Origin of the sequence: Campylobacter sp. 2014D-0216, from assembly GCF_014931215.1 — a bacterium.
GTDB lineage: Bacteria > Campylobacterota > Campylobacteria > Campylobacterales > Campylobacteraceae > Campylobacter_D.
In genome coordinates this window covers 1306112-1318688 of the sequence record NZ_CP063089.1, presented here as the reverse complement: position 1 = coordinate 1318688, position 12577 = coordinate 1306112, and the positions used below count along the sequence as shown (strand labels likewise).

Annotated in this window: 12 protein-coding genes; all 12 read right to left on the bottom strand. The window is 31.8% G+C overall.

Annotated features, from left to right (window positions below):
* Positions 1-10 precede the first annotated feature (10 nt).
* The 12 genes from A0083_RS06605 to pglB all read right to left on the bottom strand — a co-directional run bounded on the left by A0083_RS06605 (position 11) and on the right by pglB (position 12577).
* The gene (locus A0083_RS06605) at positions 11-565 is read right to left on the bottom strand and encodes a hypothetical protein (protein ID WP_120759933.1); all 555 of its coding nucleotides are present in this window, start codon (positions 563-565) and stop codon (positions 11-13) included.
* A 65-nt stretch (positions 566-630) separates the two neighbouring features.
* Positions 631-1341, bottom strand: a complete 711-nt coding sequence (pssA, locus tag A0083_RS06600; protein WP_120759932.1) for a CDP-diacylglycerol--serine O-phosphatidyltransferase — start codon at positions 1339-1341, stop codon at positions 631-633.
* Positions 1338-1955, bottom strand: coding sequence for a phosphatidylserine decarboxylase (locus A0083_RS06595; RefSeq protein ID WP_197552940.1), 618 nt, complete (start codon positions 1953-1955; stop codon positions 1338-1340). The genes pssA and A0083_RS06595 overlap by 4 nt, the downstream gene beginning before the upstream one ends.
* Positions 1955-3877 carry an ATP-dependent zinc metalloprotease FtsH gene (gene ftsH, locus A0083_RS06590; protein ID WP_197552938.1) on the bottom strand — a complete coding sequence of 641 codons (1923 nt, stop codon included), beginning with the start codon at positions 3875-3877 and terminating at the stop codon, positions 1955-1957. The genes A0083_RS06595 and ftsH overlap by 1 nt, the downstream gene beginning before the upstream one ends.
* Positions 3877-4713: a 50S ribosomal protein L11 methyltransferase gene (locus A0083_RS06585; protein ID WP_197552936.1), complete on the bottom strand. Its 837-nt coding sequence runs from the start codon at positions 4711-4713 to the stop codon at positions 3877-3879. The genes ftsH and A0083_RS06585 overlap by 1 nt, the downstream gene beginning before the upstream one ends.
* A 12-nt stretch (positions 4714-4725) precedes the next feature.
* Positions 4726-5103, bottom strand: a complete 378-nt coding sequence (locus A0083_RS06580) for a chemotaxis response regulator CheY (RefSeq protein WP_012661962.1) — start codon at positions 5101-5103, stop codon at positions 4726-4728.
* Positions 5104-5214: 111 nt separating this feature from the next.
* Complete coding sequence (gene pglF, locus A0083_RS06575) at positions 5215-6978, bottom strand: UDP-N-acetylglucosamine 4,6-dehydratase (configuration-retaining) (RefSeq protein ID WP_120759928.1); 1764 nt, start codon at positions 6976-6978, stop codon at positions 5215-5217.
* Position 6979: 1 nt separating this feature from the next.
* Positions 6980-8140 carry a UDP-N-acetylbacillosamine transaminase gene (gene pglE / locus A0083_RS06570; RefSeq protein ID WP_197552934.1) on the bottom strand — a complete coding sequence of 387 codons (1161 nt, stop codon included), beginning with the start codon at positions 8138-8140 and terminating at the stop codon, positions 6980-6982.
* A complete protein-coding gene (pglD, locus tag A0083_RS06565; protein ID WP_197552932.1) occupies positions 8137-8733 on the bottom strand; it encodes a UDP-N-acetylbacillosamine N-acetyltransferase in 597 nt (198 codons plus the stop codon). The genes pglE and pglD overlap by 4 nt, the downstream gene beginning before the upstream one ends.
* Positions 8720-9322: an undecaprenyl phosphate N,N'-diacetylbacillosamine 1-phosphate transferase gene (pglC, locus tag A0083_RS06560; protein ID WP_197552930.1), complete on the bottom strand. Its 603-nt coding sequence runs from the start codon at positions 9320-9322 to the stop codon at positions 8720-8722. The genes pglD and pglC overlap by 14 nt, the downstream gene beginning before the upstream one ends.
* On the bottom strand, positions 9315-10442 hold the full coding sequence (gene pglA / locus A0083_RS06555) for a N,N'-diacetylbacillosaminyl-diphospho-undecaprenol alpha-1,3-N-acetylgalactosaminyltransferase (protein ID WP_197552928.1): 1128 nt from the start codon (positions 10440-10442) through the stop codon (positions 9315-9317). Before pglA ends, pglC begins: the two co-directional genes overlap by 8 nt.
* Positions 10439-12577 (bottom strand): undecaprenyl-diphosphooligosaccharide--protein glycotransferase, encoded by a 2139-nt coding sequence (gene pglB, locus A0083_RS06550; protein WP_197552926.1) that lies wholly within the window; start codon positions 12575-12577, stop codon positions 10439-10441. Before pglB ends, pglA begins: the two co-directional genes overlap by 4 nt.

Sequence of the window (12577 nt, the reverse complement as noted above, 5' to 3'; positions counted from 1 at the left end):
TACCTTAAATTTATACACTAAGATAAGCTATGAGCAAAGTTATGATAAAACCAGCTCCTAAAACAGCAATTTGCTTTGCTCTATCTTTACGTATAGCAATAAGCGTGATTAAAATACCCGAAATATAAAGCACTACCATAGCTAAAGCAAAGGCTAAACCAAGTACGGAAAAATACCACATACCTTTGTCTTTATGTAGTAAAACCATATTGCCAAGCAAGCTTCTTGTCTTAGTGGTAATCTCATAGTTATTCTCTGAAATTTTAAGAATACTAGCAGTATAGTTGATAATACCAAGCTCTATGGCTCCATTTTTTTTGTTGAGTTTAGGCTCTAGAGATGATGGAAGTTTTAAGTTATTTTTCTGCAAAAAATCAATTAAAAATTCTGCTTCAGCACCTTCTTGGATAATCGCTTGAACTTTATAATTTTGAACCTTAGCACCACTTTCTCCATTAAAACCTGCTATATATGCAAAACCTGTAAGTGCATATAAAAAAGCCAAAGGTAGGAAAAATAAACTAATATAAATGTGAATTTGTCTGAATAATTTGTTTTTATTCATCTTTAACCCCTTTTTAGTAAAATTAATAAAAAGTATATTGTTAAAAAATGAAGTGAAAATAAAATCTAATCTTTTTTAAATTTACGCATTAAAGTAAAAAAGCTACGCACAAGTCCATAGCACACGTATAAACTTGCTACAATTAAGGCACTTTCTAAGAAGTACAAATAAAGCATAGAAAATAAGATCACTAAAAGAATTAACACTTTTAATACATTTGCTCTTTTTAGATCAATCTTTTTGAAACTTGGGTATCTTATGTTGCTGACCATTAAAAAAGCTAAAAGGATTTGAATACATACTATCATTAAAGAAAAGTTATGTAAAAAATCATAATACAAATAAGCGCCAACCCATAATGCGCTTACAACTGCGGCCGTTGGTATAGGAAGTCCTATGAAAACTGAAGGCTCATAAGTTCCTGTGGTTACATTAAATCTTGCTAAACGTATAGCGCCAAATACCACAAATAAACCCGCTATTAAAGAGCCAAAACGACCATACTCATAACCTATACTCATGTAAAAAAGCATAGCAGGCGCAACACCAAAAGCAATCAAATCTGCCAATGAATCAAACTCAACTCCGAATTTAGAAGTTGAATTGGTAGCTCTTGCCACACGCCCATCTAAACCATCGCAAATTAATGATAAAATGATATAAATCAAAGCTTTATCAAAATTTTGATTGATTGAGGCAATCACAGAAATGATACCTAAAAATATTGAAGCTGCGGTAAAAAGATTTGGTAAAATGTAAATTAACTTAAAATTCATGGATTTAAATACCCTATCAATGCGCCTACGCGGACTTTATCATTTTCATTAATACATATTCTAGTGTCTTTTGGAAGTAGTAAGCTTACGCTACCATCAAACATAAAGCCGATGTTTTGACCATGGTTTAAATGATGACCAAACTCATTTAAATGAGTTTTTCGATTGAGTGCACCAAATATAATTCTCAAAGCCCACTGCTTACCTTTAGAACGAGATAAAAATAACATTCTCTCACCCATTAAATGAGTGTTTTTCATAAATGGACATAAAAAAATTCCATGTCTAATTCTTGTTTCTTCTATATCCATAGGAAGTGGTGCTACAATAGCACCTTGATGAGTAATGTTATTTATAATTTGCACTTCAATGCATTCACCAAGTTCTTTATAAGAGCTTGTTTTAATGCATTTGATCTTTCCTTCTATGGGTGCTATGATGGTATTTGAATCAGCGATGTGATTAATTGTGCTTGATCTAAAAAGACAAGCAAAAAGTATAAAAATACACCATAATAGCCAAGAAAATCCCCATATAAGTTGAGCTATTACAAAGACTATAGCTAGAACTATGAGTAAACCCCAACCCGCCTTTGCAATAAAATCTATTTTCATTAGTTTTCCTTAGCCACTTCTTGTTCTTTTTCTTCTAAGCGCGTTGGAAGATTGTTTTCTTCTTCATAATTTTTAATAATCTCTCTTACTTTTGCACCATCAATGGTTTCTTCTTCATAAAGCGCTTGTACCATTACCTCTATGGCGCCACTATAAGTTTTTAAAGTCTCTTTTACTCCTATATAGCGTTCATCTAGAGTTTTCTTTACATACTCATCTAGATCTTGTGCCATTTTGTCTGAGTAATCTTTAATGGTTTGACCACCACTTAAGAAAGTATTTCTTTGTTTTTCAAGCACCATTAAACCTGCTATTTCACTCATACCATACATAGAAATCATAGCTTTGATGATATCAGTAGCACGCTCAAGGTCATTACTCGCACCGGTTGAAATTTCTTTAATGAAAATCTCTTCGGCTGCTCGACCACCTAAAAGCACATCAACTTCAGCCAAAAGTTCATGTTTTTGCATTAGGAATTTATTTTCTTCGGGAGTATTGAGTGTATAACCCAAAGCTGCTAAGCCACGAGGTATAACAGAAACTTTACTTACTTTTTTAGCACCTTTTGTGGTTTCAGCGATTAAGGCATGACCACATTCGTGATAAGTTACTATTTTTTTCTCTTTATCATTAATTCTGCGTGATTTTTTCTCAAGTCCTGCTATGGCTCTTTCCACTGCTTCAACTAAATCTTTTTGTTCTACATGTTTCTTAGAATCTCTACCTGCAAGTAGAGCTGCTTCATTGATGATGTTTGCCAAATCAGCACCAGCAAGTCCTGCGGTTAATCTTGCAATATCTTCTACTTTTACTTCAGGTGAAATTTTAACATCTTTCATGTGTACTTTTAAAATATCGCATCTACCTTTAAAATCAGGCTTATCTACTAAAACTTGTCTATCAAAACGGCCAGGTCTAAGTAAAGCCGCATCAAGTACTTCAGGACGATTAGTAGCGGCTAATACAATTACCGGAGAACTTTCGGTTCCAAAGCCATCCATTTCTGCTAGAAGTTGATTTAAAGTTTGTTCTCTCTCATCATTTCCACCCATCATGCCACTTGCTGCACGCGATTTTCCTATAGCATCGATTTCATCGATAAAAACAATAGCAGGAGCTTCTTTTTTTGCATTTTCAAATAAGTCCCTTACTCTTGAAGCGCCAACCCCTACAAACATTTCTATAAAAGATGAGCCTGATACACTAAAAAATGGCACATCAGCCTCACCTGCAACAGCTTTTGCAAGTAGAGTTTTACCTGTACCTGGAGGACCTACAAGTAAAAGACCTTTTGGAATTTTTGCACCAAGATTGATGTATCTTTCAGGATATTTTAAAAAATCTACAATCTCTTTAACTTCTTCTTTTGCTTCTTCTACACCAGCTACATCATTAAATTTAACTTTTGGCTTTTCTGAATTTACAAGTTTTTTAGAACTTCCTATACCAAGTATAGATCCGCCCATATTTTTTTGCATACGAGAAGCTAAAAACATCCATATACCAAAGAAAATAAACACTGGTAAAACCCAAGAAAGCAAGATATCTATAAACCAATTGCTTTCATTGAAAGCACCATATGAAACACCTTTTGAATCAAGCAAAGGTACAAAAGTGGCATCATTTGCAACTTTTTTAGTGATATATACCATATTTCCTGCTTTGGAAACTGCTTTGACGGTAGTTTGACCTATGTTAACTTGGGCGATTTGATTGTTTTCGATTAAGGTTTTTAATTCAGAATAAGTAACCTTTTTGGTATTTTCTCCGCCCATAATGCCCATGCTACCATCATCTGAAAATCCTTTAAATAAAAGAATCATCACAATAGCAAAAATAGCAAAAATAAAAATAGGATTTCTATTGAAAAAGCTATTATTATTTTGATTATCTTTTGGATCGTTTGACTTTTTATTCATTATTTTATTTCCTTTTTGTAAGCTAAACTCAACCATTCTCCTTTGTGTTTACATTCTAACAAAGTTAAATCTTTGAATTTATCTTTAATTCTTTCTTCGTATTTATTTAAAATACCAGATAAGATTAAAATTCCGCCTTCTTTGGTTTTTTCTTTTAAATCTTTTTCTAGTATGATTAAAATATCAGCGATGATATTTGCTACTACTATATCATATTTATGTAAGCTTTTATTAACAGAACCTACCCAAATATCATCAAAGTTTACGTGGTTTAACTGTGCGTTTTCTTTACTGGCAACTATAGCTAGTTCATCTGTATCGCATGCTTGTACTTTTGCACCAAGTTTTGCCATGATGATGCTTAAAATCCCACTTCCACAACCCACATCTAAACAAAATTTAGAATTATCTGTGTATTTTTGTAAAAATTCTATGCAAGTGTAAGTACTTTCATGATGTCCAGAACCAAAGGCGAGTGCAGGATCTATGACAATATTAATCTTATCTTCTTTAGCTTCTTGCCAAGTGGTATGGATATGAATATTATCTATAGTTAGAGCTTGAATGCCTTTTTTGTATTCTTCTATCCAGTTTTTGTTTTCTTTTTTTTCTAAGCTTGAGCTAAAGAAAATGTTAGTGTTTAACTTTTCACATAATTTTTGATGAAAATTTTTTAAAGCTATCTGAATGAGTTCTAAATCTTCTTCGGAGCGTATATAGATACCATTGTTTTTTTCTTCTATGGCATCTATATCTAAAGAAAAAATAAGATCAAGGAATAATTCTAGATATTCCTCATCTGTTTGAAAAAAAAGTTCGTGATAATGTGTTTGCATAAAAACTTATAATTAGCCTTCGTTTGTCCCTAAAACATCTTCAAGTTTTTCTTTTAATACTTGAGGTGTGAAAGGTTTTACAATGTAGTTATTTACACCTGCTTTTAAGGCTGTGATAACCTCTGCCTTACCACCTTCTGTTGTTACCATGATAATAGGCATATCGGCGTATTTTTCTTCCGCTCTTACTTTTTTAACTAGTTCTAGTCCATTCATTTCAGGCATATTCCAATCAGTAATTAAAACCTTAATGTCATCATTTTGTGAAAGTAAATCCCAAGCTTCTACACCATGCTCAGCTTCTAAAACATCTTTATGACCTAGTCTTACAAGAGTGTTTTTGATTATTCTTCTCATGGTAGAACTATCATCAACTACTAATAATTTCACTTTTTTTCCTTTATTTCGATCTAATTACATAAGATGTAATTGTATCGTTTTTATTTTTATTAATCAATTAAAGATTATATTATAACATTTTAAAATAAAATTAGAATTTAATCACTCTCCATTTTTATTATGATTAAATTCAGGTACGATCTCTTTCAAAACTTTAGCAGGATCTGCACTTTGGAGTAATTTTTCTATTTCTTGATTTAAAATATTTAAATCTTTTATCTCACTTGTTGTTACAAAAATACTTTCATATTGGGTTTTTAAATCATCTTCATGAATTAGAAGTTCTTCATAAAGTTTCTCGCCTTTTCTAAGCCCTGTGATCTTGATTTCTAGTTTTTTATTAGAAAGTAAAAGCATTTTTTTAGCCAAATCCATAATTTTTACAGGTTCGCCCATATCAAGTACAAACAACTCCCCACCTTTTGCAATGGCCGCAGCTTGCAAAACAAGTTGTACAGCTTCATCTACTAACATAAAATAACGTACTATATCAGGATGGGTAAGCGTAAGTGGCTCATTAGCCGCAATTTGAGCTTTAAATTTAGGTATCACACTTCCACTTGAACCCAAAACGTTACCAAAACGCACACATGCTACCTCAAAATTTTCACAACTTGAGCTTAGTGCATAAAGCTCACAAATTCTTTTCGTACAACCCATGATATTGGTTGGTCTTACGGCTTTATCTGTGCTTATCATAACAAATTTAGCCACTTTGTAAGTTTTAGCAAGATCGATTAAATTTTTAGTGCCTATGATGTTATTTAAAATAGCCGAGTGTGGATTTTGCTCACACAAAGGCACATGTTTATAAGCTGCTGCATGTAAAATCAAATCTATGTTTTTTTCTTTAATGAGTTTTTCTAAAGCTTCTTTATCTAAAATACTCATCATAATAGGTTCAATTTTTTCTTTATGCAAGCTTAATTCATCGTTGATTTTGTATAAATTATACTCACTATGATCTAGCATAATTAAGTGTTTGGCACCAAATTTAATACACTGCTTGCAAAGCTCACTACCTATAGTTCCACCAGCGCCGCTAACTAAAACCACTTTATCTTTAATAAAATCAATCACGCAAGCATTGTCTAAGTCTTTTGGTTTACGTGCTAGTAAATCTTCGATGCTTATATCTCTTGCTTCATTTTGCGTAAAAGAAAAAAGCTTTATATCGTTAATTCCATAAGCGATAAGCTCATCAAAAAGCTTTTTTAATTCTTCTTGTTCGAGTTTTAAAGCAATAATGGCAGTATGAATACCTTCAGCAGTATATTTTCTAATCGCTTCTTTTTCTTCAACTATAAATTTATCACAATAAGTACCTATTAAATTAGTGCGTTCATCTACTACGGCTACAGGAAAAAGTCCTAAGCTTCCCTCTTTAGCACCTTTTAGCAAATGCAAAGCTTTTGAGGTGGCACCTACTACAATACAAGGATGTTCTTCGTTGTATTTTGGTTTTCTAAAATCTACAATCATTCTTTTACTAATGCGTAAACTTCCAATTAGCATACATGATAAAACAAAGTCTATTCCTATAACACTTCTTGGGAAGGGATTAAAAAAATCATCATAAAAATAATAAATCGCTAAAAATACAAGTTCAGCTAAAGCCAAAGCGATAACTAATTTACGTGCTTCATTTAGAGAAAAAAATCTCCATGCAACTTGATAAATTCTAAAAAAAGCTAGAAAAAGAATTTTAAGCAAAATTAAAATCACAGCACTTTTAAACATTCCCTCATAAAACTCACTTGGGATATCTGCACTAAAGCGTAAAGAAAAAGATAAATAAATACTTATAACAAAAAGTAAGATATCTGCACCTAGAAAAAAACCTAGGCGTTTGCTTTTATAATCCATCTTAGTCCTTTAGGGTATTTAAGATTAAAGTAGAAACTTCTTCTACATCAGCTTTACTCATAGTGGTTGCACTTGGAAGGCAAATTCCATTACTAAAGAAAAACTCACTATTTCCATTTAAATAAGCACTGCAACCTTTATAGAGTTCTTGCAAATGCATTGGCTTCCAAAGTGGACGACTTTCGATTTGATTATCTTTTAGAACTTGTATGATTTTTAAAATGTTATCTTGAATTTTGACTGCTTTATGATCACAAATATAGTGTTTTTCACAAGTATTTAATTTATTTGAATCAAAATCAAGCAAAGCAGTACTTAACCAACGGTTAGATTTGGTGTTTTCAAGTTCATCTAAAAAAGTAAAAGTACCATTTAAAAATTCTTTATACCAGCTGTAAATTTCACGCTTTTTATTTACTCTTTCTTCTAAAACCTCCATTTGAGCAGTTCCGATTGCGCCTAGGATGTTACTCATTCTATAGTTATAACCGTATTCTTTATGTTCATAGTGAAGACAGTTTTCTCTAGCTTGGGTACTGTAAAATCTTGCTTTTTCAAGATTAGCATGATTTTCACTTACAAGCATACCACCACCACCTGTTGTGATGATTTTATTGCCATTAAATGAATATACTCCAAAATCTCCAAAAGTCCCTAAAGCTTTATTTTTATAAAAGCTTCCTAAAGCTTCTGCAGCATCTTCGATCAAGAAAATTTCATTTTCTTTGCAAATTTGGACAATCTCATCCATTTTAGAGGCATTGCCATAAAGATGAGTTAAAATGAGTGCTTTTGGTTTTTTAGGACTTTCTTTGATAGCTTTTTTTAATAAATTTACATCTAAATTATAAGTTTCATCACAATCAATAAACACTGGCGTAGCATTCATGTATGAGATTGGAGCTACTGAAGCGATAAAGGTAAAACTTGAGGCTAAAACCACATCGCCTTCTTTAATGCCTAAAACTCTTAAAGCTAAGTGAATAGCTGCTGTGGCTGCATTTAGAGCAAGAGCATTAGAGCTTTTTGTGTAGTCTTTAATACTTTGTTCTAAGGCATTTACAAACTCACCTAAAGGTGCTATATAGTTGCTTTCAAAAGCTTTGTGTATGTATTCTAATTCTTTACCACTCATATGTGGTGCTGATAAAAAAAATCTCATTTTGCCTCCTTTATTTTTTTAGCAGGAACTCCAGCATAAATGCCTTTAGATTTTAAGTCTTTAACGACCACTCCACCTGCACCTAAAGTTATATCATCACATAAAGTTACACAAGGAATAACACTTGAGTTAATTCCTAAAAAACAACGCTTACCTATGTTAACTGCTCCAGCGAGTTTAGCTCCAACACTAATATGGCTAAACTCACCTACAAAACACTCATGCTCAACCACGCAAGCAGTATTTAAGATCACACCTTTTGTAATGCTAGCTTTAGCATTAACTACTACATTTGGCATGATTAATATACCCTCATCATCTAAAAAAGCACTAGGACTAATAATAGCACTTTTATGTATCAAATTTACTAATCTAAATCCATCTTCTTTTGCTTTTTTGAAAAGTTTTTCTCGGATATGATTAGCTCCAATAGCAATAAACATATCATGTTTTTCTAAGTTTGAATGGTATTTTAATCCTTTATTATCATCTAGAAAAATGATTTTTTCATATCCTAGATTTTTAGCTACATCAACACAGACTAAACTGTGCCCTCCTGTACCATATATATAAATACTTTTAGTTGTGTCCATTGAATTTATCCGTTGTGGCAACACCTTCTTTGTTGACTCCACTTCTTTTAAGCACTTTAACAATAGTCATAAAAAAGATTTTAAGATCAAATAAAAAAGAGCAATTATGTACATATTCAACATCGTATTTAAATTTTTGCTCCCAAGAGATAGCGTTTCGCCCATTAATTTGCGCCCAACCTGTAATACCCGGTCTTACATCATGGCGTTTTTTTTGTTCTTGGTTGTATAAGGGTAGGTACTCTACAAGTAAAGGTCTTGGACCTATAAAGCTCATATCGCCTTTTAACACATTAAAAAGTTGTGGCAATTCATCTAAACTCAAGCTTCTAACTAGTTTTCCAAAAGGTTTTAGGCGTAATGCATCAGGAAGTAATTCCCCGTTTTCATCTTTTTCATCACTCATAGTTTTAAATTTATAGATATAAAATATTTTTTCGTTTAAGCCAGGTCTTGCTTGTTTAAAAAGTACGCTACCTTGAACGATTTTTAAAACAATACCAATAAGCACTATAAAAGGTAAAAAAATAACTAATAAAATCAAAGCCAACATAAAGTCAAATACTCGTTTCAAACCATTTTTATACATTTGCAAAACCTCTATAAAAATCAAGATATTTCAAAGCTATGATATTTTCATCATAATTTTGCGCCCTAAGAAAGGCATTTTGCGCTAAAGTATTTCTTAGTTTTTCATCTTCTAATAAAATTTGAATTTTTTCTGCTAAATCATCACTGTCTTGGCTTTTACAAACTAGTCCATCTATGGCATTGCTTACCGCTTCTATGCAACCTTCTGCATCGCTAACTACGCACGCTTTTTTACATGCTTGTGCTTCTAAAACGGTTCGTGGATAACCCTCTTTATAGCTTGGTAAAACAAAAATATCACACAGGTTTAATAAATGCGCAATATCACTTCTTGCTCCTAAGTAAAAAACATTAGCCGAGTTTAAAAAATCCATTGGTGCGCAAGATTTATTATCATCAGCCCCACCTACTAAGATAAAATTTGCCTTATCTTTTAAAATTTTACTCGCTTCGTAAAATTCTTTAATACCCTTATGCCAAAGCGCTCTTGATATCATTAGCACAATGGGTTTATCAGGCATATGGTGTTCTTTTAAAAAAGCTTGTTTTTCTTCAGTACTAATTTTTAAAGGTAAGAATTGTTTTAAATTAACACCGACGGACTTGATGATCTTGATTTTTTCTTCTTTTAATCCTAGATTTTTCATAAATAAAGCATTGCTATCATTGACAAAGATAAAGCCATTAGCAAGTTTAAAAGAAATTTTATAGAGTAGGTTAATGCTTGTTCTTACTAGTTTGCTTTTAAAATCATTATCGATATAAAAACTCCCTAGGCCTTCAACTAAGCCAAAAGTGTATCGAATGCCTGCCATTTTAGCTGCTATGATACCTGTTGTATTGCTTTTGTGTGCACTTGCTTGTAAAAGATCTAAATTTAAATCTTTGAGTATGTTTTTTAAACTTAGTAGGTTTTTAAATACCACCAAAGGATTTACGCTTGATCTTGCCAAATCATAAAAGCAAACCTTGTAGCCTAATTCTTGCAATTTTATGGCAAAATCATCTTTGGGAGTAATGATTATCACTTCATGGTGGTTTTTTTCTAGGGCTTTAGTGAGTGCAAGGCGAAAATAATACACACTCATTGCACTATGAGTTAAAATTCCTATTCTCATCTTTTTAACCTATAAATTTTTGCTCTTGCATCATTGGTGATTTGTTCAAATAAATCTTGATCATATTGATTAAGTAAAAACATTTGTATATAAGCACTATTATAAAGACTTTCATCTAAAATAACAAAGCTTTTATATTCTCTTAAAAACAGTAAGTAAATTTGTGCTTTTGGATCAATCTCACTATAGTAGAACTTGCCATTGGTGATTGATTCTATATCTACAAAGGCTTTTAAAGGTATGGTTGTACCTTCTAGATTTAAAGCTCTAAAATCATTGATGATTTCTACGCCATTATCAAGCATAACTGATCCTGTAGTTTTGTCTTGTGCTATGGCATTAGCTTGAGAGAAAAACAAGCTTTTTTCTTGTTCGCCACTGTCTGGATTTGTATTGGCAAATTGAGCTACCACAGGCATAATACGCAACATTCTATAAGGCATATAGATGTAAACATCTCTTGTTTTATTAGTATCAAATTGAAAGTTTTTGTCATTTAAACTCTCTAAAAAGCTTGTGGCATTTGTTTGGTTGTAATCTTTAACCATAGCTTTTAAAACATCAGGATAATGCTCACTAAAGGATTTTTCTGTATATTCTACGCTAAGCCTTGCCATATTAGCAGCTGGTGCTTGCTCTTTACTTAAAACAAAAGAAGAAAAGAAGTTATCTTTTCCTAGGTGTTTACCGCCATCGATTAAGGTTTTGACATCACTATAATAACGGATAGGATATCCATAGTCCCACCATGCAATAACATAGTCTTCTCTTTGTGCTTTGCTTTTTAAATTATTTAAAATTTGAGCTTCATAAGAAGTGAAAACAGTGGAAGACTTATAAGAATATATATGCATTAAAGCAGGGCTAATACTAAAAAATGTGATTAGTATTAGTAAGATATTTTTGTTTTTCAAGCTTGGTTTGATTTGTTTTTTTTCTAAAAAATGAAAAAATACATACAAAAAATAACCAAAACCTAAAGCCATAACAGGAACCGCATAAATGGTAAATCGAAGTCCCGCTCTTAAAGCCATAAATCCTAATGCAAGTATAGGTAAAGCTAAAAGCATGCTTTTATGATCTTTACAAAATAAAATAAAACCTACAAAAGAAAGAAGAAACACTAAAACACTAGAGCTAATTCTTTGCATAAATACTTCAGGATCGATAGTATTGATCTCCATGATGGTTTCATTAACATTAAAATATATAAAAGCCGCATCTTTTAAATTTTGCACATCAGCGGCTTTAAAGACATAAAATTTGAGTTGGTATAAAACAGGATCTAAGCCACCGCTTATAAATAAAATCAAAATACTTGCAAAAATCAAAGCCCAAATCATATAAAAATTGATTTTTTCTTCTTTAAAGGCAAAAATAGCAAATAATAATACAATCAATGCAAGTTTATATTGCCATGCTAACATACTTAAAGCTATGATCATTAAAGCAATGGCAAGGTAAAAAATCTTTTCTTTTCGGTGTAGTATAAGTGTGTATAATCCAAAAAGTCCTATCATAGCAAAATTCAAAGAATAGCTTGAAGGATACCACCATAAATAAATCATGATAAAAATAGGGCTTAAAAGTAAAGTAAAGATATCTTTATTGATGGTTAATCGTATAAAGCTTAATAAAATGAGCATTGGTAAAACCAAAACAAGCATATCAGTATCATAATACCCACTCATTGTACGATTGTAATAGCTATTTGCAATACTAGCAAGCAAAGCTGCTATGAACCCATAAGTGGTGAGTTTGTATTCTCTTGCGATTAATATAATAGGCACAACAATCAAAGAAGCAAAGAAAGTACTCATATATAAAATAATACTTTCAAAGCTAAAAGGCAATATACTATAAATCCAATAAGTTAAAGTAGAAAGTGAACTTCCAAAATATGATAAATCATTAGGTTGGTGAAACCCCGCTATCATATCTCTTGCGCCTTCTGCAAAAGCATAACCATCGTTAGTAGTGATCATGAGTTGATCATTGAAGAAAAACTCATAAAATTCGCTTGCCCAGCTTACCCAATAAAGTCTGCATAATACGCTAAAAGCAAAAGCGATAAAAATCAATATACAGGTGTATTTGATAGAATTATTATCCGTGAAATTTTGTTGCAGTTTCAT